This window comes from Puerhibacterium sp. TATVAM-FAB25 (genome assembly GCF_046535855.1).
Taxonomy (GTDB): Bacteria; Actinomycetota; Actinomycetes; order Actinomycetales; family Cellulomonadaceae; genus Puerhibacterium; species Puerhibacterium variabilis_A.
In genome coordinates this window covers 58,867-82,395 of the sequence record NZ_JAXUAK010000014.1, presented here as the reverse complement: position 1 = coordinate 82,395, position 23,529 = coordinate 58,867, and the positions used below count along the sequence as shown (strand labels likewise).

The 23,529-nt window shown below is 76.4% G+C and carries 25 protein-coding genes; 16 read left to right on the top strand and 9 right to left on the bottom strand.

All coding sequences use genetic code 11. The features are described 5' to 3' along the window. The first annotated feature begins 152 nt into the window (after positions 1 to 152). Together U5M74_RS12910 and U5M74_RS12905 are read left to right on the top strand one after the other, a co-directional pair. Positions 153 to 911, top strand: a complete 759-nt coding sequence (locus U5M74_RS12910; RefSeq protein WP_410909347.1) for an ABC transporter ATP-binding protein — start codon at positions 153 to 155, stop codon at positions 909 to 911. Further along, positions 908 to 1,630, top strand: a complete 723-nt coding sequence (locus tag U5M74_RS12905) for an ABC transporter permease (protein WP_410909346.1) — start codon at positions 908 to 910, stop codon at positions 1,628 to 1,630. Before U5M74_RS12910 ends, U5M74_RS12905 begins: the two co-directional genes overlap by 4 nt. Positions 1,631 to 1,693: 63 nt before the next feature. Here U5M74_RS12905 and U5M74_RS12900 read toward each other — a convergent pair whose 3' ends face one another. After that, a complete protein-coding gene (locus tag U5M74_RS12900; RefSeq protein ID WP_410909345.1) occupies positions 1,694 to 2,365 on the bottom strand; it encodes a potassium channel family protein in 672 nt (223 codons plus the stop codon). 122 nt (positions 2,366 to 2,487) lie between these two features. Then, entirely contained in the window at positions 2,488 to 3,873 is a 1,386-nt protein-coding gene (locus U5M74_RS12895; protein WP_410909344.1) for a TrkH family potassium uptake protein, read from the bottom strand. Positions 3,874 to 3,966: 93 nt separating this feature from the next. On the opposite strand from U5M74_RS12895, the gene U5M74_RS12890 reads away from it, so the two are divergent. The 3 genes from U5M74_RS12890 (at position 3,967) to U5M74_RS12880 (ending at position 6,970) form a co-directional block, all read left to right on the top strand. Beyond that, positions 3,967 to 5,142: an acetoin utilization protein AcuC gene (locus tag U5M74_RS12890; protein WP_410909343.1), complete on the top strand. Its 1,176-nt coding sequence runs from the start codon at positions 3,967 to 3,969 to the stop codon at positions 5,140 to 5,142. A gap of 186 nt (positions 5,143 to 5,328) precedes the next feature. Continuing rightward, positions 5,329 to 5,427 (top strand): 30S ribosomal protein bS22, encoded by a 99-nt coding sequence (locus U5M74_RS12885; RefSeq protein WP_003792170.1) that lies wholly within the window; start codon positions 5,329 to 5,331, stop codon positions 5,425 to 5,427. A gap of 187 nt (positions 5,428 to 5,614) precedes the next feature. Beyond that, positions 5,615 to 6,970, top strand: a complete 1,356-nt coding sequence (locus tag U5M74_RS12880) for an ADP-ribosylglycohydrolase family protein (protein ID WP_410909342.1) — start codon at positions 5,615 to 5,617, stop codon at positions 6,968 to 6,970. A 16-nt stretch (positions 6,971 to 6,986) separates the two neighbouring features. Here U5M74_RS12880 and U5M74_RS12875 read toward each other — a convergent pair whose 3' ends face one another. Then, on the bottom strand, positions 6,987 to 7,814 hold the full coding sequence (locus U5M74_RS12875) for an HAD family hydrolase (protein WP_410909341.1): 828 nt from the start codon (positions 7,812 to 7,814) through the stop codon (positions 6,987 to 6,989). Between the two features lie 70 nt (positions 7,815 to 7,884). On the opposite strand from U5M74_RS12875, the gene U5M74_RS12870 reads away from it, so the two are divergent. Further along, positions 7,885 to 8,169, top strand: a complete 285-nt coding sequence (locus tag U5M74_RS12870) for a glutaredoxin family protein (RefSeq protein WP_410909340.1) — start codon at positions 7,885 to 7,887, stop codon at positions 8,167 to 8,169. A gap of 9 nt (positions 8,170 to 8,178) precedes the next feature. Further along, positions 8,179 to 8,841 carry a redox-sensing transcriptional repressor Rex gene (locus U5M74_RS12865; protein WP_410909339.1) on the top strand — a complete coding sequence of 221 codons (663 nt, stop codon included), beginning with the start codon at positions 8,179 to 8,181 and terminating at the stop codon, positions 8,839 to 8,841. Between the two features lie 157 nt (positions 8,842 to 8,998). On the opposite strand, the gene U5M74_RS12860 is transcribed toward U5M74_RS12865, so the two are convergent. Beyond that, positions 8,999 to 9,547 carry a YceI family protein gene (locus U5M74_RS12860; RefSeq protein WP_410909338.1) on the bottom strand — a complete coding sequence of 183 codons (549 nt, stop codon included), beginning with the start codon at positions 9,545 to 9,547 and terminating at the stop codon, positions 8,999 to 9,001. A gap of 192 nt (positions 9,548 to 9,739) precedes the next feature. On the opposite strand from U5M74_RS12860, the gene U5M74_RS12855 reads away from it, so the two are divergent. Continuing rightward, the gene (locus U5M74_RS12855; protein ID WP_410909337.1) at positions 9,740 to 10,264 is read left to right on the top strand and encodes a MarR family winged helix-turn-helix transcriptional regulator; all 525 of its coding nucleotides are present in this window, start codon (positions 9,740 to 9,742) and stop codon (positions 10,262 to 10,264) included. 58 nt (positions 10,265 to 10,322) lie between these two features. On the opposite strand, the gene U5M74_RS12850 is transcribed toward U5M74_RS12855, so the two are convergent. Further along, positions 10,323 to 11,321 carry a RimK family alpha-L-glutamate ligase gene (locus U5M74_RS12850; protein ID WP_410909336.1) on the bottom strand — a complete coding sequence of 333 codons (999 nt, stop codon included), beginning with the start codon at positions 11,319 to 11,321 and terminating at the stop codon, positions 10,323 to 10,325. Between the two features lie 102 nt (positions 11,322 to 11,423). Between U5M74_RS12850 and U5M74_RS12845 the strand changes: the two genes are divergently transcribed. Genes U5M74_RS12845 through ccsB form a run of 5 tightly spaced genes read left to right on the top strand, consistent with a single transcriptional unit; the run spans position 11,424 to position 16,244 of the window. Beyond that, positions 11,424 to 12,071, top strand: a complete 648-nt coding sequence (locus tag U5M74_RS12845; RefSeq protein WP_410909335.1) for a histidine phosphatase family protein — start codon at positions 11,424 to 11,426, stop codon at positions 12,069 to 12,071. After that, on the top strand, positions 12,068 to 12,676 hold the full coding sequence (locus tag U5M74_RS12840) for a TlpA family protein disulfide reductase (protein ID WP_410909334.1): 609 nt from the start codon (positions 12,068 to 12,070) through the stop codon (positions 12,674 to 12,676). The genes U5M74_RS12845 and U5M74_RS12840 overlap by 4 nt, the downstream gene beginning before the upstream one ends. Next, on the top strand, positions 12,676 to 13,458 hold the full coding sequence (locus U5M74_RS12835) for a cytochrome c biogenesis CcdA family protein (protein WP_410909333.1): 783 nt from the start codon (positions 12,676 to 12,678) through the stop codon (positions 13,456 to 13,458). Before U5M74_RS12840 ends, U5M74_RS12835 begins: the two co-directional genes overlap by 1 nt. Beyond that, on the top strand, positions 13,459 to 15,279 hold the full coding sequence (locus U5M74_RS12830) for a cytochrome c biogenesis protein ResB (RefSeq protein ID WP_410909332.1): 1,821 nt from the start codon (positions 13,459 to 13,461) through the stop codon (positions 15,277 to 15,279). Next, positions 15,276 to 16,244, top strand: a complete 969-nt coding sequence (gene ccsB / locus U5M74_RS12825; protein WP_410909331.1) for a c-type cytochrome biogenesis protein CcsB — start codon at positions 15,276 to 15,278, stop codon at positions 16,242 to 16,244. Before U5M74_RS12830 ends, ccsB begins: the two co-directional genes overlap by 4 nt. A gap of 78 nt (positions 16,245 to 16,322) precedes the next feature. Here ccsB and U5M74_RS12820 read toward each other — a convergent pair whose 3' ends face one another. Then, positions 16,323 to 16,733, bottom strand: coding sequence for a PLD nuclease N-terminal domain-containing protein (locus U5M74_RS12820; protein ID WP_410909330.1), 411 nt, complete (start codon positions 16,731 to 16,733; stop codon positions 16,323 to 16,325). An 83-nt stretch (positions 16,734 to 16,816) separates the two neighbouring features. On the opposite strand from U5M74_RS12820, the gene U5M74_RS12815 reads away from it, so the two are divergent. Further along, positions 16,817 to 17,203 (top strand): DUF4229 domain-containing protein, encoded by a 387-nt coding sequence (locus tag U5M74_RS12815; RefSeq protein ID WP_410909329.1) that lies wholly within the window; start codon positions 16,817 to 16,819, stop codon positions 17,201 to 17,203. Between the two features lie 73 nt (positions 17,204 to 17,276). Here U5M74_RS12815 and U5M74_RS12810 read toward each other — a convergent pair whose 3' ends face one another. The 3 genes from U5M74_RS12810 to U5M74_RS12800 form a co-directional block, all read right to left on the bottom strand. Further along, positions 17,277 to 18,146 (bottom strand): 1,4-dihydroxy-2-naphthoate polyprenyltransferase, encoded by an 870-nt coding sequence (locus U5M74_RS12810; protein ID WP_410909328.1) that lies wholly within the window; start codon positions 18,144 to 18,146, stop codon positions 17,277 to 17,279. Positions 18,147 to 18,221: 75 nt separating this feature from the next. Continuing rightward, the gene (locus tag U5M74_RS12805) at positions 18,222 to 19,481 is read right to left on the bottom strand and encodes an AMP-binding protein (RefSeq protein WP_410909327.1); all 1,260 of its coding nucleotides are present in this window, start codon (positions 19,479 to 19,481) and stop codon (positions 18,222 to 18,224) included. Between the two features lie 22 nt (positions 19,482 to 19,503). Beyond that, the gene (locus tag U5M74_RS12800; RefSeq protein WP_410909326.1) at positions 19,504 to 20,496 is read right to left on the bottom strand and encodes a 1,4-dihydroxy-2-naphthoyl-CoA synthase; all 993 of its coding nucleotides are present in this window, start codon (positions 20,494 to 20,496) and stop codon (positions 19,504 to 19,506) included. 114 nt (positions 20,497 to 20,610) lie between these two features. On the opposite strand from U5M74_RS12800, the gene U5M74_RS12795 reads away from it, so the two are divergent. Beyond that, a complete protein-coding gene (locus U5M74_RS12795) occupies positions 20,611 to 21,645 on the top strand; it encodes an o-succinylbenzoate synthase (RefSeq protein ID WP_410909325.1) in 1,035 nt (344 codons plus the stop codon). Beyond that, on the top strand, positions 21,642 to 23,525 hold the full coding sequence (gene menD / locus U5M74_RS12790; RefSeq protein ID WP_410909324.1) for a 2-succinyl-5-enolpyruvyl-6-hydroxy-3-cyclohexene-1-carboxylic-acid synthase: 1,884 nt from the start codon (positions 21,642 to 21,644) through the stop codon (positions 23,523 to 23,525). The genes U5M74_RS12795 and menD overlap by 4 nt, the downstream gene beginning before the upstream one ends. The last annotated feature ends 4 nt before the right edge of the window (positions 23,526 to 23,529 follow it).

Genomic DNA, 23,529 nt, shown 5'->3' with positions numbered 1-23,529 from the left:
CCCCCCCCTGTTTCTCCTCTTGGGGTCCCGTCCCCGGGGTGCGGGGGGGGGGGGGGGGGGGGGGGCGCGGGGGGGGGCGCGCGGGGGGGGGGGGGGGGGGGGGCCCCCCGCCGGGGGCCCGGGGGGGCGGCCCGCCGTGCCATGCTCGGGACATGACCGGGCGCAAAGCCGGGCTCGCGGTCCGCGTGCGGGGCCTTCGCGTGGTGCGCGGCGGGCGCACCGTCGTCGACGCGCTGGACGCCGACGTGCCCGCCGGGCAGGTGGTCGGCCTGCTCGGCCCGTCCGGCTCGGGCAAGACGACGCTGATGCGCGCCGTCGTCGGCGTGCAGGACCACGTGACCGGCGACGTCGAGGTGCTGGGGGAGCCGGCCGGCACCCCGTCGCTGCGCCGCCGCGTCGGCTACGTCACCCAGGCCGCGTCGGTCTACGCCGACCTCACGGTGGCCGAGAACCTGGCCTACTTCGCGGCGTTGGCCGGGCTGCGCGGTGCCGCGGCGCGCGACGCGGTCGCCCGTGCCGTGGCCGTCGTGGACCTCGGTGGGCACGAGCGCCAGCAGGTCGTCACGCTCTCGGGCGGCGAGCGCTCGCGCGTCTCGCTCGCGGCCGCCCTCGTCTCCGCGCCCGAGCTGCTCGTGCTGGACGAGCCCACCGTCGGGCTCGACCCGGTGCTGCGGCGCGACCTGTGGGCCACCTTCCGGCGCCTGGCCGCCGGCGGCACCACGCTGCTGGTGTCGAGCCACGTCATGGACGAGGCGACGCAGTGCGACCGGCTGCTGCTGATGCGCGACGGCGCGCTGGTCGCCGACACCACGCCCGAGCGGCTGCTCGCCGAGACGGGCGCGCCCGACGCGGAGCGGGCGTTCCTCGCGCTGGTCGAGCAGGGTGCGCCGGCCCCGGGAGGGCGCCCGTGACCCTCGCCGTCGCCACCGCCCGTCGCGTGCTCGCCCAGCTCCGGCACGACCACCGCACGGTCGCGCTCATCCTCGTGCTGCCCTGCCTCGTCGTCGGGATCATCGCCTGGATGTTCGAGGGCACGCCGGTGCTCGACCAGTTCGGGCCCGTGGCCGTCGGGTTCTTCCCGCTGTTCGTGATGTTCCTGGTCACCAGCGTGACGACGCAGCGCGAGCGGAGCTCCGGCACGCTCGAGCGGCTCATGACCACGCCGCTGCGCAAGGGCGACCTCGTGGCCGGCTACGCGCTGGCGTTCGGCGGCCTGGCCCTGCTGCAGGCGCTCGTCGTCGTCGGCTTCGCCGTGTGGGTGGGCATGGACGTGGCCGGCGCGCTCGGGCTGGTGGTGCTCGTCGCGCTGCTCGACGCCGTGCTGGGCAGCAGCCTGGGCCTGGCCGCGTCCGCCGTCGCCCGCACCGAGTTCCAGGCGGTGCAGATGATGCCCGCGGTGATCGTGCCCCAGCTGCTCACCTGCGGCCTGCTCATGCCCCGCGACCAGATGCCGGAGGTGCTCGAGTGGGTCTCCCGGGTGCTGCCGCTGACCTACGCCGTCGAGGCGCTGCAGCAGCTCGCCGCCGGCCTGGGCTGGGCGGACGTGCGGGGCGCCGTCGGCGTCGTCGTGCTGTGGATCGTCGGGTCCGTGGTGCTGGGGATGCTCACCCTGCGGCGGCGCACGGAGTGATCCGCCGGCGCGGCGGGCGTTGCGGCGGCGGAAGCGGCACCGGCGGGCCCGGCGACGAGGGGGTCAGGGGCGCGCCGAGAACCGCTCGAGCAGGTCGGCGTGGCCCGAGCAGACGATCAGGTCGTTGGCGCTGACCCGGGTGTCCGGCGTGGCGTACTGGAACTCGATGCCGGGGGACTTCACGCCGATCACCGTCACGCCGTAGCGCTGGCGGATGTTCGCCTGGGCGAGCGTGAAGCCCTGCATCTCCTTCGGCGGGCGCATCTTGACGATGGTGAACCCGTCCTCGACCTCGATGTAGTCGAGCATCCGGCCGCTGACCAGGTGGGCCACCCGCGAGCCGGCGTCGGACTCGGGGAACACCACGTGGTGGGCGCCGATGCGCTGCAGGATGCGGCCGTGCTCCGAGCTGACCGCCTTGGCCCAGATCTGCGGCGTGCCGAGGTCGACGAGGTTGGCCGTGACCAGCACGGACGCCTCGAGCGATGAGCCGATGCCCACCACCGCCACGCCGAAGTCCTTGGCGCCGAGCTGCTCGAGCGCCTCGGGGTTGGTCGCGTCCGCCTCGACCAGCGGCAGGCGCCCCGACCACTGCGCCACCAGGGTGGCGTCCCGCTCGACGGCGAGCACGTCCTGGCCGAGCCGGTCCAGCGTGGCGGCGATGGCGGAGCCGAACCGGCCGAGGCCGATGACGAGCACGCCGGCGTCGCGCTCGGGCGCCTTCTTGTCGGGCACGGGGGTCCTTTCCTGGACGGCTCGCAGGGACGGTCGCGGCGGTGCTCCTCGGGTGCTCCTCGGGTGCTCCTCGGGTGCTCCCGGAGTTGCTCCCGAGGTGCTCCCGGCGGGCGGGGCGCGCCTCAGCCGATGATCGGTCGCTCCTCCGGGAAGCGTACGATGCGCCGCCGGTCGCGCAGCGCCAGCGCCGCGGCGAACGTCACGGTGCCCGTGCGGCCCACGAACATCAGCGCGCTCAGCACGTACTTGCCGGCGTCGGGCAGCTCGGCCGTGAGGCCGGTCGACAGGCCCACGGTGGCGAACGCCGAGATGCACTCGAACAGCACCACGTCGAGCGTCTCGCCGGTGATCTCCAGCAGCGCCAGCGAGGCGACCAGCACGGCAGTCGCGCCCACGAACACCACGGCGATGGACAGGCGCAGCGTGTCGCGGGGGATGCGCCGGCCGAAGGCCTCGATGTCCCGGTCGCCGCGCGCCTCGGCGAGGATCGCCAGCAGCATCACGGCCAGCGTGGTGACCTTGATGCCGCCGCCGGTGGACGCCGAGCCGCCGCCGACGAACATCAGCGCGTCGCTGATCAGCCAGGTCGACTCGTGCATGCCCGCGACGTCGACGGTGGAGAACCCGCCGGAGCGCGGCATGACGGCGGCGAACAGCGAGGCCAGGACCTTGTCGCCCAGGCTCAGCGGGCCGAACGTGCGCGGGTTGGCCCACTCCAGCGCGGCCACGAGCACCCAGCCCACCACGACGAGCGCGCCGCTGGTGGCGATCGTGAGCTTGGTGTGCAGCGACCAGAACCGCACGTGCAGCCCCCGGCGGCGCGTCACGGCCAGGACGTTGAGGATCACGGGGAAGCCCAGCGCGCCGACGAACACGCCGAGGATGATCGGCAGGCACAGCAGCCAGTCGCCGGTGTACGGCATGAGGCCCTCGGGCGTGGGCACGAACCCGGCGTTGTTGAAGGCGGAGATGCCGTAGAACACCGCGTGCCAGGCGGCCTCGCCCACGGTCTCGTTGAGCACCACGAACCGCGGGAACAGCAGCAGGGCGACGAGCAGCTCGAGCGACGTCGAGGTGATGATGACGACGCGCACGAGGGAGCCGACCTCGCCGAGCCTCTCGGTCTTGGTCTCCGAGGCGGTGAGGATGCGCTGGGTCAGGCCGATGCGCCGGGACACCGCGAGCCCGAGGATCGACGCCAGCGTCATGATGCCGAAGCCGCCGACCTTGATGCCCAGCAGGATGACGACCTGCCCCCACCCGGACCAGTACGTCGCGGTGTCGACGACGGTCAGGCCGGTGACGCAGACGGCGGAGATCGCGGTGAACAGCGCGTCGACGAAGCGGGGCGCCTCGCCCGAGGCGGTCGCCCAGGGCGCCATCAGCAGGGCGGTGAACAGCATGCAGACGCCGAAGAACACCGTGACGGCCAGGCGGGCGGGCGACTGCCGGGCGAGGCGGTCCACCAGCTCGCGGCCGGCGAACAGGCCGTCCCTCACGCGGGCCACGGCCACCTCCTCGATACTCGACAGATCCTCGACGCTGCACGGCCGATCCATGCTCCCACGTGCGCGCCGTCCCGGTGGGCTACGGTGACCAGCATGCCCGTCGCCCGGCTCGTGTGGAGCCCCGAGCTGTTGCAGTACGACTTCGGCCACGGGCACCCCATGGCGCCCGCGCGGCTCGACCTCACCATGCGGCTGGCGGCCGAGCTGGGGCTCCTGGACTCACCGGACCTGGACGTCGTGGCGGTGCGGCCCGCGCCGGACGCCGTCGTCGAGACCGTGCACGACCCGGCGTACGTGGCCGCGGTGCGCCGCGCCGACGCCGAGGGCGTCGCCGACCCGGCGCGCGGCCTCGGCACGGAGGACGACCCGGTCTTCCCGGGGATGCACGAGGCCGCGGCCCGCCTCGTGGCCGGGTCGGTGGACGTGGCCGAGGCCGTGTGGCGCGGCGCGGCGGCCCACGGGCTGAACATCGCCGGCGGGATGCACCACGCGCGCCGCGACGCGGCGTCCGGCTTCTGCATCTACAACGACGCCGCGGCGGCCGTGCAGCGCCTGCTGGACCTCGGGGCGCGCCGCGTGGCCTACGTGGACCTCGACGCCCACCACGGCGACGGCGTCGAGCAGATCTTCTGGGACGACCCGCGGGTGCTCACCGTGTCGGTGCACCAGGACGGGCACACCCTGTTCCCCGGCACGGGCGGACCGGCCGACGTCGGCGGCGCCGGCGCGGAGGGCACCGCCGTCAACGTGGCGCTGCCGCCGCGCACCGCCGGCCCGGCGTGGCTGCGGGCGGTCGACGCCGTGGTGCCGGCGGTGCTGCGCGAGTTCCGGCCCGACGCGATCGTCTCCCAGCACGGCGCCGACGCCCACGCCCGCGACCCGCTGTCCGACCTGCGCGTGTCCGTCGACGCCCAGCGCACGGCCGCGCAGTGGGTGCACGCCCTGGCGCACGAGCTGTCCGACGGCCGGTGGGTCGCCCTCGGCGGCGGCGGGTACGCCGTCGTCGACGTCGTGCCGCTCGCCTGGTCGGCGCTGGTCGCGGAGGCGCTGCACACCCCCCTGCCGCGCGGCACGGAGCTGCCGGAGCACTGGCGCGGCGTCGTCGAGGAGGTCTCCGGGCTGGAGGCGGCGGGCCGGCTCGGCCGGGGCGAGGTGGAGTTCCGCCCCTGGCGCGACGGCTACGACCCGGCCGACGACGTCGACCGCGCCGTGCTGGCGACGCGGCGGCACGTGTTTCCCCTGTGGGGGCTCGACCCCCACCACGACTGACCCACGACTGACCGGGCCGACCGCGCCGATTTCTGCGCGGTCGGGCGACCGGGTACCCTGGGGGCGGACTTTTCTGTGTTGGCCGGCCGTGGCGCTGCAGTACCGCAGCGCCGGGAGGGGCCAACCGGTTCCATCCGCTGCCCGGCCTCGCGCCGGCCGTCGACCGATCAGATTTGTGAGGACCGCATGGGCTCCGTCATCAAGAAGCGCCGCAAGCGCATGGCGAAGAAGAAGCACCGCAAGCTGCTTCGCAAGACGCGTCACCAGCGCCGCAACAAGAAGTGACGTGACGCCCGCGCACGCGGGCGCAGCGCACCGAGCCCGGACCCGGCTCCTCACGGAGCGGGTGCCGGGCTCGTCGCGTCCGCGGGGGCTGACAGCGGGCCGCGGGCGTGCCAGGGTGCGGTCCTGACGTCTGCTCGGCAGGCGCTCGACAGCTGCTCGACGAGCAGCCCGGCGAGGGGAGCGCGCGATGAGGCTGGCCTGGGCCGAGCCGGAGGACCTGCTGGCCCACGAGCTGGTGCAGGCCGCCGCGGAGGGCCGCGACGTCGCCCGGGTCCGCGCCCGCTGGGTCGCCGCGGGCGGCGACCCGGAGCCCGCCCCGAACGGCGCCGGCCCGCTGCCCGCACCGCCGGCGCTGCGCGCCCTGGCCCGCGACCTGCTGGACGAGGTGGCCGCGCTGCCAGCCGCCCCGGCGCCCGCCGAGCCCGACGACTGGGCGGCGATCGAGGCGCTCCTGCCACCGGCGCCCCGCCTGCCCCGCCCGGACGGCGGGTACGCCGCGCGGGTGCTCGGCGCGTGGACCGGCCGGGCGGCCGGCTGCCTGCTCGGCAAGCCGGTCGAGGGCACGCCCCGCGCGGGCGTCGAAGAGCTCGCCCGGGCCACCGGGCGCTGGCCGCTGGACCGCTGGTTCACCGCGGTGGGGCTGCCCGCCGACGTGGCCGCGCGCTGGCCGTGGAACCGCTCGGCGTCCGTCGCGCTCGAGGAGACGATCGCCGGCACCCCCGAGGACGACGACCTCGACTTCCCGATGCTCGCCGTCGAGCTGCTCGAGCGGCACGGGCGGGGGTTCACCACCGACGACGTCGCCGCGCTGTGGCTGGCGGCGCTCCCCGCGGCGCGCGTGTTCACCGCGGAGCGGGTGGCCTACCGCAACCTGCTCGAGGCGCGGCCCGTCCCGGAGACGGCGACCCACCGCAACCCGTTCCGCGAGTGGATCGGCGCGCTCATCCGCACCGACGTCCTGGGCTGGACGAACCCGGGCGACGTGCGCACCGCGGCCCGCCTGGCCTGGACCGACGCCCGCCTCAGCCACACCCGCAACGGGCTGTACGGGGCGCAGTGGGCGGCGGCGCTCGGGGCCGCGGCCACCGTGTGCGGCACCGTCGGCCAGGTGCTCGACGCCGCGGCGGCGGCCGTGCCGCCCGGCAGCCGGCTGGCCGGCGCGGTCGACCTCGGCCGCGGGCTGGGCGAGGCGTGCGACGGCTCCGAGGCCGGCGTGCGCGCCGGGCTGGACCGGCTCCACGCCGAGCTCGGCCACCTGCACTGGGTCCACGTGCTCAGCAACGCCGCGGTCATCGCCTTCGCGCTGGCCGCCGGGCGCGGCGACTTCGGCGCCAGCGCGGGGATCGCCGTCACCGCCGGGTGGGACACCGACTCCGACGGCGCCACGGTGGGCGGCGTCGTCGGGGCGCTGCGGGGCGTCGACGGCATCGGCGAGCGCTGGACCGGCCCGCTCGACGGGCGCATCGCCACCACGCTGCCCGGCGGGGAGCGGCGCATCGCCGACCTCGCCGCGCGCACGGTCGCCCTCGCCCGCTCGGCGTGAGCCCGCGGGCGACGGCTCAGCGCATCTCGAGGCGGCGGCGCACCTGCCGGCGCACGGCGCGCGCCACCAGGCCGACCACCCAGGCCGCCCCGGCCCACGACGCCGTCCGCACGCTGCGGCCCGCCACGCGCTGGCGCCGGCCGCGGAACTCGCGGATCGGCCAGCCGACGTCGCGGGCGTGCCGGCGCAGCCGCACGTCCGGGTTGATCGGGCAGGGGTGGCCCACCGCGTGCATCATCTCGAGGTCGTTGAGGGAGTCGCCGTAGGCGTAGGAGGCCTCCAGGTCGAGCCCCTCGCGCTCGGCGAGCTCGCGCACGGCCTGGGCCTTGACGCCGCCGTGCATGAGGTCGCCCAGCAGGCGGCCGGTGTAGTAGCCCTCCTTGTGCTCGGCCACGGTGCCGAGGCAGCCGGTGGCCCCCAGGCGGCGGGCGATGAGCCGCCCGATCTCCACCGGGGTCGCGGTGACGAGCCACACCTGGTCGCCGGCGGCGATGTGCTCGTCCAGCAGGCGCTTGGTGCCGGGGAAGATCCGCAGCTCGAGGACGGTGTCGTAGACCTCCTCGCCCACGGCCGTGACCTCGGCGACCGACCGGCCGGCGATGAGCGCGAGCGCCCGCTCGCGCACCGTGTCGATCTGGTCCTTGGACTCCCCGAACGCGACGTAGCGCGCCTGGATCCAGGCGAACCGGAGCAGGTCGGCCGTGCCGAAGAACCGGCGCCGGTACAGCTCGCGCGCGAGGTGGTAGGCGCTCGCGCCGCGGATCACGGTGTTGTCGACGTCGAAGAACGCGGCGGCCGGGCGGTCAGCGCCCTCGGGTGCGGGCGTGCTGGCGGCGTCCGACATGCCGCCCACTGTAACGGCGGCCACCGCGGCAGGGGCCGCGACGCCGGAACGGCGCGCGTACGCTGTGCTGGTGAACGAGCCGCAGACGCAACAGGACGCGCGCGTCGTGCTCTTCACGCGGACCGGCTGCCACCTGTGCGACGAGGCGCGGGAGGTCGTGGCCCGTGTGTGCGAGTCGGCCGGGCAGCGGTGGCGAGAGGTCGACGTCGACGGCGACGCCGGCCTGGCGGACCGCTACGGGGAGTACGTGCCCGTCGTCGAGGTGGACGGCGTGCAGCAGGGCTTCTGGTACGTCGACGCGGACCGGCTGGCCCGCCGCCTCGCCCCCGGTCCGGTGCGCGGCGCGCGCCCGTAGGGAGGGGACATGATCGAGATCGGAGAGGTGACGGTGCCCGCCGCCACCGTGGCACGGCTGCCCTACTACCTGCGCGCCCTGCGCGACCTCGCGGCGCGCGGGGTGCGCACGACGTCGTCCACCGAGCTCGCGGAGGCCTCGGGCGTGGGCCCCGCGCAGCTGCGCAAGGACCTCTCCTACCTGGGGTCGTTCGGCACCCGCGGGGTGGGCTACGACGTCGAGTCGCTCGACTCGGTGATCACCTCCGCGCTGGGCCTGACCTCCGAGCACCGGCTGGCGATCATCGGCGTCGGCAACCTCGGCCTGGCCCTGGCGAACTACTCCGGCTACTCGTCGCGCGGCTTCCAGGTGGCGGCCCTGCTGGACGCGGCGCCGGAGGTCGTGGGCACGAGCACCGGCGGGCTGACCGTGGAGCACGTCGACGACCTCGAGGACGTGCTGGAGCGCGAGGGCGTGACCATGGTGGTGCTCGCGACGCCGGGGCCCGTGGCCCAGGGCGTCGCCGACCGCGTGGTGGGCGCCGGCGTGCGGGAGATCCTGTCGTTCGCGCCCGTGGCGCTGCAGGTGCCCGACGACGTCGTCGTGCGCTCCGTGGACGTCGGCGGCGAGCTGCAGATCCTCGCCTTCCACGCCGCCGCCCGGGCGGCGACGGCGGCGCGCGCCGTCTCCTGACGCCGAGATAGAGAACCTGTCGGCCGAGATAGAGAGCACCTCGGCCGAGATAGAGAGGCCCCGCCCGCCGCGGACGAACGCGGCGGGCGGGGCCTCTCTATCTCGGCGCCGGAGGTCTCTATCTCGGCGCTGGAGGTCTCTATCTCGGCAGGGAGGGTCAGGCCTGCTTGATCGCCGAGATGTCGAGGGCGATCTTGACCTTGTCGCCCACCAGGAAGCCGCCGGTCTCCAGGGCCGCGTTCCAGGTCAGGCCGAAGTCGGCGCGCTTGATCTCGAGCTCGGCCTCGAAGCCGGCGCGGTCGTTGCCGAACGGGTCCTTGGCGGTGCCGGCGAACTCGGTGGGGAGCTCGACCTGCTGGGTGACGCCGTTGATGGTGAGGTCACCGAGGATGATGTGGTCCTCGCCGTCCGACTTGATCGAGGTGGAGGTGAAGCTCCAGGTGGGGCGCTCCTCGGCGTGCCAGAAGTCGGCGCTCACCAGGTGGCCGTCGCGGTTCGCGTCGCCCGTGTTCACCGACGCGGCGTCCAGCTCCGCGGTGACCGAGGAGGACTCGAGGTCGTCGCCCACGGTGATGGTGCCGGCGGTGATCGCGATCGAGCCGCGCACCTTGGCGATGCCCGCGTGGCGGACGGTGAACGAGGCGGTCGAGTGGCTGGGGTCGATGGCGTAGGTCCCGGTGGTGAGGCCGGCGGGCAGGGCGGTCATGGATGCTCCTCGTCGTGTCGGGGGCCGACGGGCGTCGGCGGCACTGCGGTCAGCATAGGACGGTTAGTTGAAAAATCAACCATCGCCCCGCGCACTGGCGTCAACGGGGTGTCGGTCTGGCGTATTCCCGCCCCGCACGTCACACTGGCGATCGTCCCGGGTGGTGGTCCCGGAGATCTCCGGAGGCAGGTCATGGTCACGAAGCCCGCAGGCGCGGCCGGGTCCGCGGCCCCCGCACCCGCCGCCGACCCCACCGACGTCGAGTGGCTGACCGAGGACCAGCAGCGCGCCTGGCGCGCCTACCTCGACGGCACCGCCCGGTTCGTCGACGCGCTCGACCGCGCGCACGACGCCGGCATCCCCGTGACGCTGGGGGAGTACCACCTGCTCGTGCAGCTGTCGGAGCAGCCCGACCGCACGCTGCGCATGTCGGCGCTCGCCGACGGCCTGGCGCTCTCGCGCAGCCGCCTCACCCACACCGTCGACCGGATGGAGCGCCGCGGCCTCGTCGAGCGCCGTCCGGTGCCCGGCGACCGGCGCGGGGTCAACTGCGTGATGACCGACGAGGGCTGGAAGCTGCTCCAGCAGGCGGCGCCGGCGCACGTCGCCGCCGTCCGGCGCCTGCTCGTGGACGTGCTCGACCCCGAGGAGTTCGCGGTGCTCGGCCGCGCGATGGCCAAGGTCGCGCGCGAGGCCAAGGCCGCCGCGGAGGGGTGACGGCGCCCGAGGGAGACCCGCGGGACCCGCCCGGGGGCCGGCCGGGATGCCGGTCCGCTCAGGCGGGGTAGGTCTCGCGCAGCAGGCGCGCGAGGTGGCGCACGATCTCGCGCGGGCCGCTCCGCGGCGCCGCCGCCTCGACGTCGGAGTTGTAGTTCGTGTTCGTGTTGACGTCGTAGGTGAGCGTGCGCCCGTCCGCGGTGCGGATGTTCTCGATGCCGGCCACCTCGATGCCGTGGCGCCGCGTGAACTCCGTGTACCGGGCCACGACCGGGTCGTCGGCGTAGCCCTCGCGCAGCGAGAACAGCCCGGTCGCCTCGTCGGGGGCCATCGAGATCGTGGCGCCGGGCGGCATGACCGGCCGGCCCGTCGCCGGGTCGATCGCGCACGCGTCGGCCGGGCAGAGCTGGAACCCGCCGCGCTCGGTGTCGCCGCGCACGGCGTAGACCAGCTCGTGGCCGACGATCTCCACGCGGGTGATCCCGCCGTCGGCGGCCACCACGTACTCCTGGATCAGCGTGATGCCGTCGACCGGCGCCTCGTAGTCCTCCGAGGCCAGGTGCTTCTCGAGGTCCTCGAGCGCGTCGAAGCGGCGCACGCCCAGCCCCTTGCCGCCCTGGTTGTGCTTGGTGACGAACGGCCCGGGCGCCTGCGCGGCGAACCGGCGCGCGGCCTCGAGCACCCGCTCCGGCCCGCCCACCGCGGCGACCGTCCGCGGCGTGTCGATGCCGGCGGCGCGCAGGGCCGTGAGCTGGTCGACCTTGCTGACCTCGAGCTCGAGCACCCGCCGGCCGTTGACCGTGCGTCGCCCGTGCGCCTCGAGCCAGGCCAGCACCGCGCGGGCGTAGTCCTTGCTCAGCCCGTGCTCGCGCGTGTGGCTGGAGGCCGAGATGCGCGACCAGAAGATGCCCTCGGGCGGCGTCGCGTCGAGGTCGAGGGTGCCGTCGGTGAGCAGCCACTCCTCGTGCTCGACGCCCTCGGCGGCGAAGGCCGCGGCGAACGGCGGGAACCACTCGGGGTTCTCGTGCAGGGCGTAGATCTTCGGCGCGGTGGTCACGCCGACCACGCTAGCGGCGGGTGAGCGGTTCCCGGAGTGATTGTCGTCTCAACCGACAGGGTCCTGGGGGAACGCCCAGGACCGCGTGGGAGACTGGCGGGCATGGTCACCACCACGGTCCACCTGCTGCGCCATGGCGAGGTCCACAACCCCGACCGCGTGCTGTACGGGCGGCTGGCGGGATACCACCTGTCCGAGCGCGGGCACGCGATGGCCCGCACGGTCGCCGACCACCTGGCCGCCTCCGGCGGCGACATCGCCGCCGTCGTCGCCTCCCCGCTGCAGCGCGCCCAGGAGACCGCCGCCCCCGTGGGCGCCGCGCTCGGCCTGGCCGTCGGCACCGACGAGCGCCTCGTCGAGGCGGGCAACGCGTTCGAGGGCTCCACCGTGGGCTCCGACCCCGCCCAGCTGCTGCGCTCGCCACGCTGGTGGAAGTATCTGTGGAACCCCCTGCGCCCGTCGTGGGGCGAGCCGTACACCGAGCAGGTCGCGCGGATGCGCGCCGCCGTGGAGGACGCCCGCCGCGCGCACGAGGGCCGCGAGGTCGTGCTGGTGAGCCACCAGCTGCCGGTGTGGATGGCCCGGCTGTCGTTCGAGGGCCGGCCGCTGGCCCACCACCCCGCCCGGCGCCAGTGTGCGCTCGCGTCGCTGACGAGCCTGCGCTTCGAGGACGGGACGTTCACCGGCCTGCACTACTCCGAGCCCGCCGGGGCCCTGCTGCTCGGCGCCGACCCGGTGCCGGGGGCATGATGCGCCGCCGACCGGCCGCCGCCGCCGCGGCCGCCGCCGCGCTGCTGGCCGTGCTCAGCGCCTGCTCCCAGCCCTCGGGCGCCGGCGACGTCGTCGACCAGGGCTTCGTGTCCGGCGACGGCTCCGTGCAGCAGTGGGAGCCGGACGACCGCAAGGACCCGGTCACCGTCAGCGGCACCGACTTCGAGGGCCAGGCCGTCGACACCGCGCAGTGGGAGGGCGACGTCGTCGTCATCAACACCTGGTACGCCTCGTGCGCGCCCTGCCGCGCGGAGGCGCCGGACCTCGTCGCGCTGGCCGAGGACCGCGCCGACGACGGGGTGCAGCTGCTGGGCATCAACACCGAGGACGAGGCGGGCGCCGCGCAGGCGTTCGAGCGCACCTACGGCGTGCCGTACCCGTCGATCGCCGACCGCAGCGGCCAGGTCGTCGCGCGGCTGTCCGGCGTCGTGCCTCTCCAGGCCGTGCCGACGACGGTGGTGCTCGACCGCGAGCACCGCCCCGCCGCGCGCGTCATCGGTCAGGCCGACCCGTCGACGCTCGACGCGATCATCGACGAGGTGCTGGCGGAGGGCGGGTCCGGCGGCGAAGGGGCCGGCGCCTGATGGGCGACGCCTTCGCCACCACCGCGTTCAGCGGCTCGATGCTGCTGGCGGTGCCGGTCGCCGTCCTGGCGGGGCTGGTCTCGTTCGCCTCGCCCTGCGTGCTGCCGCTCGTGCCGGGCTACGTCGGGTACGTCAGCGGCATGGCCGCGGCGAGCGCGGGCGGCGGGCGCACCCGGACCACGGCGGCGGTGCGCACGGCGCCCGGCCGCGGCCGCGTCGTGGGCGGCGTCGCGCTGTTCGTGCTGGGCTTCACCGCCGTGTTCGTGGCGCTCATGGCCGCCGCCGGCGCGCTCGGCACCTACCTGGTGCGCTGGGAGGAGGTGCTGCAGCGGGTGCTCGGCGTCGTCGTGATCCTGCTGGGCCTGGCCTTCCTCGGCGCCATGCCGTTCCTGCAGCGCGAGCGGCGCCTGCACGTCAGCCCGCGCGCGGGGCTGTGGGGCGCCCCGCTGCTCGGCGTCGTCTTCGGGCTCGGCTGGACGCCGTGCATCGGCCCGACCCTCGCCGCGGTGCAGGCGCTCGCCCTCGACGAGGCGTCCGCCGGCCGCGGCGTGGTGCTCGGCGTCGCCTACTGCCTGGGCCTGGGCGTGCCGTTCCTGCTCGTGGCCCTGGGCCTGCAGTCCTCCCAGCGGATGCTCGGCTTCCTGCGCCGGCACCGGCTGGCGGTCCTGCGGGTCGGCGGCGGCCTGCTGGTGCTCATCGGCCTGGCGCTCGTCACGGGCGTGTGGGGCACGTTCACCGGGGAGCTCCAGGGCTGGGTCAGTGGATTTGCGACGGTGGTGTGAGTGAGCGAGACCCCCAGGACGCAGCGCGCGACCGACGCGCGGCGGCCCTACCGGCCCGAGGGCATCGACGACGCGTTCGCCGCGCCCGAGGAGGCGCCCGCCGAGCGGCCGGCGCCGGTCGCGACGGCCGCGGGCACCGGGCCCGGCGACACCGGTGCCGACGGGCAGAGGGCGGCCGACGGCCCCTCCCTGCCGGCGCTCGGCTGGCGCGGCACGCTGCGCTGGACCTGGCGCCAGCTGACCTCGATGCGCGTGGCGCTGCTGCTGCTCATGCTGCTCGCCGTGGCCGCAGTGCCCGGCTCGATCCTGCCGCAGCGCAGCCAGGACGCCGGGGCGGTCATCGAGTACCTCGGCGACCACCCGACCTCGGGGGAGTGGCTCGACCGCCTCGGGTTCTTCGACGTCTACACCTCGCCCTGGTTCAGCGCGATCTACCTGCTGCTGATGGTCTCGCTGGTGGGCTGCATCGTGCCGCGCACGATCGCGCACGCCCGCAACCTGCGCGGCCGCCCGCCGCGCACGCCCGCCCGCTTCGGCCGGTTCCCCGCCACCGCGGCCGGCACGACGACGGCGTCGCCCGACGACGTCGCGGCCGCCGTCGCCGCGCACCTGCGCCGCGGGCGCACCTTCCGCGTCGACGTCGGCGAGGAGGCCGCGCGCCCGGCGCGCGGCAGCGGCCCGCGCGCCGTGCCGGCGCGGCCCGCGACCCGCACGGTCGCCGCCGAGCGCGGCTACCTGCGCGAGACGGGCAACCTCGTCTTCCACCTGGCGCTGCTGGGCCTCATCGTGGTCGTCGCGCTGGGCCAGCTGTTCCACTACCGCGGCCAGGCGATCGTCACCGAGGGCCGCGGCTTCGCCAACGCCGTCGTCGACTACGACACCTTCGACAAGGGGGCCTGGTTCCAGCCCTCGGCGCTGTCGCCGTTCTCCCTGACGCTCGACGACTTCTCCTCGGAGTTCGCCTCCGACACCGTCGCCTTCGCCCAGGCGCGCGACTTCACCGCCTTCGTCACGGTCACGGAGCCGGACGGCTCGGCGTCGCAGGAGACCATCAAGGTCAACCACCCGCTCTCGGTCGACGGCGCCAAGGTCTACCTGCAGGGCAACGGGTTCGCGCCGGAGATCACCGTGCACGACGCGCAGGGCGCGGTGGCCTTCGAGGGCCGGGTGCCGTTCCTGCCCGAGGACTCGATGTACACCTCGCGCGGCGTGGTCAAGGTGCCCGACGTCTCCGCGGGGCTCGAGCAGGTCGGCCTGGTCGGCTACTTCCTGCCCACCGCCGTCGTCGACGCCGAGGGCAACGCCCGCTCGGTGTTCCCGCAGCCCACGGACCCGCTGCTGGTGCTCGAGGTGTACCGCGGCGACCTCGGCCTCGACGAGGGCGTGCCGCAGAACGTCTACCGCCTCGACACCGCGTCGCTGACGCCGTCGGTCGAGGACGACGGCGAGCGCGTCAAGGTGCTGGTGCGGCCGGGCGAGACCGTCGACCTGCCCGACGGGCTGGGCACCATCACGGTCGGCGAGGACATGCCGCGGTACGTCGCGCTCGACCTGCGCTACGACCCGTCGCTGGCGTGGGTGCTGACGTTCGCGCTCGTCGCGCTGGCCGGCCTCGCCGTGTCGCTGTTCACCCCGCGCCGCCGCGTCTGGCTGCGCGCGTGGGAGGATGAGGGCCGCACCGTCGTCGAGCTCGCGGGCCTCGCCCGCGGCGACGACGCCGGCCTGCAGGGCGAGGTGGACCGTGCCCTCGCCGCGGTCCCCGCACTGGTGCCCGACGCCGGCACCGCCGACTCCACGAAGGTCCAGGAGGCATCCCGATGACCACCGCCGAGCTGAGCACGCTCCTCGTCTGGGGGGCGCTCGCCGCACTGACGGTCGCGCTCGTCGCGTTCGCCGTCGACCTCGCGCGGCGCACCGAGGTGCGCTCCGACGCCCGGACGCGCGCCCGCGAGCTGGCCACGGTGGGCGGGCCGGCGGGTGCCGAGACGGGCGCGCCGGCCGCGTCGTCCGCGCCCGTCGAGCGCCGCAAGGCCGCCGGCATCGCGATGTCCACCACCTGGCTCGGCACCGCGCTGCTGCTCGTGGCGATCGTGCTGCGCGGGACCGCCGCCGGGCGCACGCCGTGGGCCAACATGTACGAGTTCACGCTGGTGGGCTCGTTCGTCGCGCTCGCCGTGTTCCTCGGCGTGAACCTGCGCCGCGACGTGCGGTTCCTCGGCGCGTTCGTCACCGGCCTCACCGCCGTGTTCCTCACGCTGGGGCTCAACGTCTTCTACGTCGCCGCCACGGGCGTGCAGCCGGCGCTGCAGTCGTACTGGCTGGTGCTGCACGTCGGCGTGGCGATCATCGCGACGGGCGTGTTCACCGTGGCGTTCGTCGCCTCGGTGCTGCAGCTGCTGCGCGACCACCGCGACGCCGGCTCGCCGTTCCTGGGCCGCTGGCACTGGCTCGACCGTGTGCCGGGCGCGGCGTCGCTCGAGGCGCTGAGCTTCCGGTTCAACGCCGTCGGCTTCGTGCTGTGGACCTTCACCATCATCGGCGGGGCCATCTGGGCCGAGCACGCGTGGGGCCGCTACTGGGGCTGGGACCCCAAGGAGGTCTGGTCCTTCGTCATCTGGGTCGTGTACGCGGCCTACCTGCACGCGCGCACCACGCGCGGCTGGTCCGGGCGTCGCGCGGCCTGGTTCGTCGTCGTCGGCTACGCCTGCGTGCTGTTCAACTTCACCGGCGTGAACCTGTTGTTCACCGGCAAGCACTCGTACTCGGGCCTCAACCCGGGGGCCTGACCGTCCTCTGTGGGTACAGAACACGCCGTGCGGATCGCGATCCGCACGGCGTGTTCTGTACCCACAGGGTCGGGGCGGTCAGGGGGTCGCGTTGTCGCCCGCGCCGTCCGCCGACGTGCCGCCGTCCGACGCCGGGCCGTCACCGTCCGCGCGACCGTCGCCGGCGCCGGGGCGGCCGGTGCCGCCGGCCTCGCGCTCGCGGCGGCGGCGTTCCTGCTCGAGGCGCCAGAGGAACTCCGGGTCGTCGTCGGGGGCCACCGGCTTCGGCCGCCGCCCGGGCCGCGCGGCCCGGCCCGGCGCCGGGGCGGTGCGCTGCAGCCGCCGGAACAGCAGCCAGCCGGCCGCTCCGGCGCCCGGCAGCAGCACGATGAGCAGCGCCCACCCCCACTTGGGCATCCCGCCGGTCTCCTCCTCCTTGGCGGAGGTGAGGTCGGCGAGGGCGTACACGACGATCCCGAGGACCACGAGGAACAGCAGCAGGCGCACCATGGCACCAGCCTAGGCGTGCATCTCACAGCCGCTGACCCTGCTGCCCGTGCCGGGCGCCCCGGCGCGCCGCCTAGGCTGGTGCGGTGCCTCTGCTCCTGTACACGCTCTACCGCGTCCTCGTCTTCGCCGCGGCGTTCGTGCTGCTGTGGTGGGCGGGCGCGGACCCGCTGCTCGCCGTGGCCCTCGCCGCCGTGCTGGCGTTCGCCGTGTCGTACCTGTTCCTGCGCGGCCCGCGCGACGCCGCGGCGGTGTGGCTCGCCGGCCGCGCCGAGCGCCGCGCGCAGCGGGGCCAGCGGCTGTCCCGCGAGGCCGAGGCGGACGCCGCGTACGAGGACTCGGTGGTCGACACCGAGACCGGCGACACCGTGATTGGCGACACCGTGATTGGCGACACCGAGACCGGCGACACCGAGACGGGCTCCGGGGTCGACGCCGGGCCCGAGCGCCGCGACGGCGACGCCGGCCGCTGAGCCCCGCTGCTGAGCCCTGCCGCTGAGCCCCGCTGCTGAGCCCTGCCGCTGAGCCCCGCCGCGGTGCCCTGGCTCAGAGCGCCAGGCCGAGCCCCAGCAGGATCCCGTAGCCGAGCTCGTACAGCCCGGTACCGCCCAGCACGGGCACGAGCAGCCGCCCGCGCGCCCCGGCGAGCACCGGCAGGGACAGCACCACCGCGGGGCCGGCGAGCAGCAGGACCACCAGCGCCCACGGCGACCAGAACGCGCACAGCGCGCCGAGCAGCAGCGGCAGCCACAGCCCCAGCACGTACGCGCGGCGCGCGCGGTGGTCGCCGAGCCGCACGGCGAGCGTCTTCTTGCCCGTCAGCGCGTCGGTGGGGATGTCGCGCAGGTTGTTCACCATGAGCAGCGCGCACGCGACGAGCCCCACCCCGACGGCGCCGAGCACCGCCGGGACGGTGACCCGGTCGGCCTGGGTGTACGTGGTGCCCAGCGTGGCGATGAGCCCGAAGCAGAGGAACACGCCCACCTCGCCGAGGCCCGCGTAGCCGTACGGCCGGCGCCCGCCGGTGTAGTACCAGGCCGCCACGACGCAGAACGCGCCGACGGCCAGCAGCCACCACTGGCCGGTGAGCGCCACGAGCACCAGGCCGAGCACGGCGGCGACCCCGAACGCCGCGAACGCCGCGGCCTTGACGTGGCCGGGGCGGGCCAGCCCCGCGGCGGTCAGGCGCAGGGGGCCGACGCGGTCGACGTCGGTGCCGCGCACGCCGTCGGAGTAGTCGTTGGCGTAGTTGACGCCCACCTGCAGCGCCAGCGCGACGCCCAGGGCGAGCAGCGCCCGGCCCGCCGAGAACGCGCCCACCTGCGCGGCGGCACCCGACCCGATGAGCACCGGCGCCGCCGCGGCGGGCAAGGTGCGGGGGCGTGCCCCGGCGATCCACTCGGTGATCGTGGCCATGGTGCTCCTCGGCAGGTGGTGCGGGCGCGCCCGTGCCCGGGCGCGGGTGGGGGACGACGACGGCGGGTGCCGCGGTCAGCGGGACTCGTGCTCGCGGACGGCGGCCGCGACCCCGCTGCGGTCGACCTTGCCGGGGCCGCGCAGTGGCAGGGCGTCGACGAGGTAGACGCGCCGGGGCGCGGACGGCCCTCCCAGCCTATCCGCGACGGCGGCCCGCACCCGCCCCAGGGTGCGGGGGTCCACCGGGCGCAGCGGCGGCGTCGTCGCCGGGGCGCCGACGGCTCCGGCAGCATCGAGAGTGCCGGTGGCCACCACCGCGACGACGGCGGAGCCCCACTCGTCGTCGGGCACGCCGACGACGCAGGGCTCGGCCGCCGCGCCGCCGAGGACGCCGGGCAGCACCTCGGCGAGGACCGCCTCCACGGCCGCCGGCGCCACGTTGACGCCGCCGGTGACGACGACGTCGTCGGCGCGGCCGAGCACGGTCAGCGTGCCGTCGGGACCGAGGGCACCGAGGTCGGAGGTGCGGAACCAGCGGGTGGCGGCGTCCGGCCCGGCGAGGTCGGGCCCGGCGGGGTCGGCGCGGAACGCGGCGGCGGTCGCCGCGTCGTCGCCCACGTAGCCCGCGGCGAGCGTGGGCCCGGCGATCTCGACGACGTCGCCCGCGGCGAGCCGCACCTGCACCCCCCGCAGCGGCACCCCGTCGTACACGCAGCCGCCGGCGGTCTCGGACATGCCGTAGGTGCGCACCACGCGGACGCCCGCCGCCCGCGCCCGGGCGAGCAGCGGCGCGGGGGTGGCGGCGCCGCCGAGCAGCACGTCCGCGCAGCGGGCCAGCGCCGCCAGGCCCCGGGGCGAGCCCTCGTCGGCGGCGGCCACGAGCCGGTGCAGCTGGGTGGGCACGAGGGAGGCGTGCACGGGCACGCCGTCGGCGAGCGCCGGCTCGAGGAGGTCGGCGAAGCCGTCGGGCGTGAAGCGCCCGCCGGGCTCCGCCGCGGCGAGGGGCGCGGGCACGCCGGCATCGGCGGCCAGGACCGAGCGCACCACCACCTGCAGGCCCGCCACGTGCGTGGGCGGCAGCGTGAGCACCCACCGGCCGGGCCCGCCGAGGCGATCGTGCGTGGCGGTGGCCGACGCGCGCAGCGCGGCGGCGGTGAGCGCGACCTCGCGCGGCGTGCCCGTCGAGCCGGAGGTGCGCACCACCAGCGCCGTGCCGTCGGGCGGCGCGGCGTCGCGCAGGCGGGGCAGCCCGAACACCGCCGGCCCGCCGTCGAGGGCCGTCCGGACGGCGTCGGCGAGGGCGGCGACGGGGGCGGGCAGGGCGGCGGGAGTCACGCCGCCAGGGTAGGCCCGGCCGTCAGAAGTGGTACGGGAACCGCGACCAGTCGGGGTCGCGCTTGCCGAGGAACGCGTCGCGCCCCTCCACGGCCTCGTCGGTCATGTACGCCAGGCGGGTGGCCTCGCCGGCGAACACCTGCTGGCCCATCAGGCCGTCGTCGGCGAGGTTGAACGCGAACTTGAGCATGCGGACCGCCTGCGGCGACTTGGTCGCGATCGTCCGGGCGTACTCGAGGGCCAGCTCCTCGACGCCGGCGTGGTCGGCGACCTCGTTGACCGCGCCCCAGCGCTCGGCGTCCTCGGCCGAGTACTCCCGGGCCAGGAAGAAGATCTCGCGGGCCCGCTTCTGGCCCACCTGCCGGGCCAGGTACGCCGAGCCGTAGCCGCCGTCGAACGACCCGACGTCCGCGTCGGTCTGCTTGAACCGGCCGTGCTCGCGGCAGGCGATCGACAGGTCGGCCACCACGTGCAGCGAGTGCCCGCCGCCCGCGGCCCAGCCGTCCACCACCGCGACGACGACCTTGGGCATGGTGCGGATCAGCCGCTGCACCTCGAGGATGTGCAGCCGGCCGGCGCGGGCCGGGTCGACGGCGTCGGCCGTCTCGACCTCGCCGCCGCCGTCGGCCGCCGTCGTGTACTGGTAGCCGGAGCGCCCGCGGATGCGCTGGTCGCCGCCGGAGCAGAACGCCCAGCCGCCGTCCTTGGCGCTCGGGCCGTTGCCGGTGAGCAGCACCGTGCCGACGTCGGACGTCATGCGGGCGTGGTCGAGCACGCGGTACAGCTCGTCCACGGTGTGCGGGCGGAAGGCGTTGCGCACCTGCGGCCGGTCGAACGCCACCCGCACCACCGGCAGGTCCCGCACCACGGCGCCGTCGGCGTCGCGCTCCACGCCGCGGTGGTAGGTGATGTCGGTGAGGTCGCCGAACCCCGTGACCTCCCGCCAGCGCGTGGGGTCGAAGGTCTCGGAGACCTGGCGGGGCAGGGGCGTGCCGGGGGCGGGAGCGGTCGTCACGGCCGCCAGCCTACGGCGGCGCGCCCGCGCACCGGCCGCCGCCCGGGCGGGCCGTCGCGCACGTCACCGCCGCCGCCGGCCGGTGCGCGGGCGCCCCGCACTACCCTGGGTGACGTGCCCGCCTCCGCCGCCCCTGCGTCGTCCCTGCCCAGCGGCCCGGTGGTGTGGTCCACCCCGCTGCGCACACGGTTCCGGGGGCTGGACGTCCGCGACGGCCTGCTGCTGCGCGGCGACGCCGGGTGGGGCGAGCTGAGCCCGTTCTGGGACTACGACGACGCCGAGTCCGCCACCTGGCTGCGCGCGGCCCGCGAGGCCGCCGACCTCGGCTGGCCGGCGCCGGTGCGCGACCGCGTGCCGGTCAACGTCACGGTGCCGGTGGTGGGCCCGGAGCAGGCCCGCGAGATCGTGCTCGCCGCCGCCGGGTGCCGCACCGCCAAGGTCAAGGTGGCCCAGCGCGACGCCGCCGGCGCCCTGGAGCCGGTGGAGGCCGAGGCGGAGCGGGTCGCCGCCGTGCGGGCCGCCCTCGACGAGCTGCACGGCCCCGGCGCCGGGCGCATCCGGGTGGACGCCAACGGCGGCTGGGACGTCGACGCCGCCGCGCGCCACCTGCGCCGCCTCGACCCCGCCGCCGGCGGCCTGGAGTACGCCGAGCAGCCCTGCGCCACCGTCGAAGAGCTGGCCGCGCTGCGCCGCCGGGTCGACGTGCCGGTCGCCGCCGACGAGTCGGTCCGCCGCGCCGAGGACCCGCTGCGGGTGGTGCGCGAGGAGGCGGCCGACGTCGTCGTGCTCAAGGTGCAGCCGCTCGGCGGGGTGCGCGCCTGCCTCGAGCTGGCCGAGCGGGTCGGGCTGCCGGTCGTGGTGTCCTCGGCGCTGGAGTCGTCCGTGGGGCTGGCCGCCGGCGTCGCGCTCGCCGCGGCCCTGCCCGAGCTGCCGTACGCCTGCGGGCTGGCCACGTCCCAGCTGTTCGTGCGCGACGTCGTCGCCGACCCGCTGCTGCCCGTCGACGGCGCGCTGCCGGTGCGCCGGCCGGAGCCGGACGCCGCGGCGCTCGCGGCCGCCGCGCCGTCGGGCGCCGTGCGCGCCGCCTGGCTGGACCGCCACCGCCGGCTCGAGGCCCTGCTCGCCGGGACGCCGGGGGAGGGGCGATGACCGCCGTGCCGCCGTCCGTCGCCGCCGCCCGAGCCCTCGTGGCGGACCTCGTGCTGCAGGGCGTGCGCGACGTCGTGCTGTCGCCCGGCTCCCGCTCGGCGCCGCTGGCCTACGCGCTGGCCGAGGCCGCCGCCGAGCGGGCGGACCTGCGGCTGCACGTGCGCGTCGACGAGCGCGCCGCCGGCTTCCTCGCCCTCGGCCTGGCGCGGGGGAGCGAGCCGCTGCACCGCGGCGCGAGCGGCTCTGCGGACGACGCCGGGCTCGTGACCGTCGACGTGCCGCGGCCGGTCGCCGTGGTCACCACGTCGGGCACCGCCGTGGCCAACCTGCACCCGGCCGTGCTCGAGGCGCACCACACCGGCGTGCCGCTCGTGCTGCTCACCGCCGACCGCCCGCACGAGCTGCGCGGCACCGGCGCCTCCCAGACCACCGACCAGGTCGGCATCTTCGGCTCTGCCGTGCGGTACGCCGTCGACGTGCCCGCGCCCGACGGGCGGCCCGGCGAGGTGCGCGACCTGCTCTCCACCGCGGGCCGCGCCCTGGCCGCCGCGCTCGGGCTGCGCGACCGCCGGCCCGGGCCGGTGCACCTCAACCTGGCCTTCCGCGAGCCGCTCCAGCCCGCCGAGCCGCTGACGCCCCTGGCACCGGGGGAGACCTGGCCCGAGGGCTACCGCCGCGCCGTCGTCGTGCCGCCCGCGCCCGGTCCGGGCGCCGACCCCGCGCTGCACGGGGACCCGGCCCGCACCCTCGTGCTCGCCGGCGACGGCGCCGGGCCGGACGCCCGCCGGCTCGCGGAGGCCCGCGGCTGGCCGCTGCTCGCCGAGCCGTCGTCGGGCGCGTGCGGCGGGCCGAACGCCGTCGCCGCCTACCGTGCCGTGCTCGGCGTCGAGGAGCTCCTCGCCGACGTCGAGCACGTCGTGGTGCTCGGCCACCCCACGCTGTCGCGCCCCCAGCTGCGGCTGATCGCCCGGCCGGGCGTGGCCGTCACCGTCGTCGCCCCGGGCGGCGCGCCGTGGCCCGACCCCGCCCGCCACGCGGAGCGTGTCGTCGACGCCCTGGCCGAGCGCTGGTTCGTGCCCGCGGCACCCGCGGACGGCGGCGCGTTCCTCGACCGCTGGCGCGCGGCCGGGCGCGCGGCGTCCGCGGCCGTGGCCGGGCTCTCCGCGGACACCGGCCCGCTCGCCGCGGCGCCGCACGCGGGGCTGGCGGTCGCCCGCGCCGTCCTCGCCGCGACCGGCCCGCGCGACGCCCTCGTCGTCGGCTCGTCCAACCCGGTCCGCGACCTCGAGCTCGTGCTCGGCGCCGACGGCGCCGACGACGCCGTCGGCGCCTCGCCGCTCGTCCTGGCCAACCGGGGGCTGGCCGGCATCGACGGCACGGTCTCCACCGCCCTCGGGGTGGCGCTGGTCCGGGCGGTCCGGGCGGACGCCCGCGGCGGCGTGACCCGCGCCCTGCTCGGCGACCTCACGTTCCTGCACGACGTCGGCGGGCTCCTGGCCGGGCCGCACGAGCCGGCCGCCGACCTGCAGCTCGTGGTCGTCAACGACGACGGCGGATCGATCTTCGCCACCCTCGAGCACGGCGCGCTCGCGGCGGCCTCGCCGGCCGGCGCGGCGGTGTTCGAGCAGGTCTTCGGCACGCCGCACGGTGCCGACCTGGCCGCCCTGTGCGCCGGCTACGGCGTGCGGCACCGCGCGGTGCGCGACGTCGCCGGGCTGCGCGACGCGCTCGCCCGCCCGGCGCCCGGCGTTGAGGTGGTCGAGGTGCGGGTGCCGCGCACCGACCGGCTCGCCGAGTCGCGCGAGGTCGCCGCGCGCGTGGCGGCGGCCGTACGAGCGGTGGCCGTGCGAGCGGGCGCGGAGGACGGCAGCGTCGGGTGACGAA

Excerpts from the sequence above, each read along its gene's own strand:
- U5M74_RS12835 (WP_410909333.1), top strand. The coding sequence starts at position 12,676 with ATGGGCGACGCCTTCGCCACCACCGCGTTCAGCGGCTCGATGCTGCTG.
- U5M74_RS12860 (WP_410909338.1), bottom strand. The coding sequence starts at position 9,547 with ATGACCGCCCTGCCCGCCGGCCTCACCACCGGGACCTACGCCATCGAC.
- U5M74_RS12865 (WP_410909339.1), top strand. The coding sequence starts at position 8,179 with ATGATCGAGATCGGAGAGGTGACGGTGCCCGCCGCCACCGTGGCACGG.
- U5M74_RS12820 (WP_410909330.1), bottom strand. The coding sequence starts at position 16,733 with ATGGTGCGCCTGCTGCTGTTCCTCGTGGTCCTCGGGATCGTCGTGTAC.
- U5M74_RS12845 (WP_410909335.1), top strand. The coding sequence starts at position 11,424 with ATGGTCACCACCACGGTCCACCTGCTGCGCCATGGCGAGGTCCACAAC.
- menD (WP_410909324.1), top strand. The coding sequence starts at position 21,642 with ATGACCGCCGTGCCGCCGTCCGTCGCCGCCGCCCGAGCCCTCGTGGCG.
- U5M74_RS12875 (WP_410909341.1), bottom strand. The coding sequence starts at position 7,814 with ATGTCGGACGCCGCCAGCACGCCCGCACCCGAGGGCGCTGACCGCCCG.
- U5M74_RS12880 (WP_410909342.1), top strand. The coding sequence starts at position 5,615 with ATGAGGCTGGCCTGGGCCGAGCCGGAGGACCTGCTGGCCCACGAGCTG.
- U5M74_RS12840 (WP_410909334.1), top strand. The coding sequence starts at position 12,068 with ATGATGCGCCGCCGACCGGCCGCCGCCGCCGCGGCCGCCGCCGCGCTG.
- ccsB (WP_410909331.1), top strand. The coding sequence starts at position 15,276 with ATGACCACCGCCGAGCTGAGCACGCTCCTCGTCTGGGGGGCGCTCGCC.
- U5M74_RS12885 (WP_003792170.1), top strand. The coding sequence starts at position 5,329 with ATGGGCTCCGTCATCAAGAAGCGCCGCAAGCGCATGGCGAAGAAGAAG.
- U5M74_RS12855 (WP_410909337.1), top strand. The coding sequence starts at position 9,740 with ATGGTCACGAAGCCCGCAGGCGCGGCCGGGTCCGCGGCCCCCGCACCC.
- U5M74_RS12810 (WP_410909328.1), bottom strand. The coding sequence starts at position 18,146 with ATGGCCACGATCACCGAGTGGATCGCCGGGGCACGCCCCCGCACCTTG.
- U5M74_RS12890 (WP_410909343.1), top strand. The coding sequence starts at position 3,967 with ATGCCCGTCGCCCGGCTCGTGTGGAGCCCCGAGCTGTTGCAGTACGAC.
- U5M74_RS12910 (WP_410909347.1), top strand. The coding sequence starts at position 153 with ATGACCGGGCGCAAAGCCGGGCTCGCGGTCCGCGTGCGGGGCCTTCGC.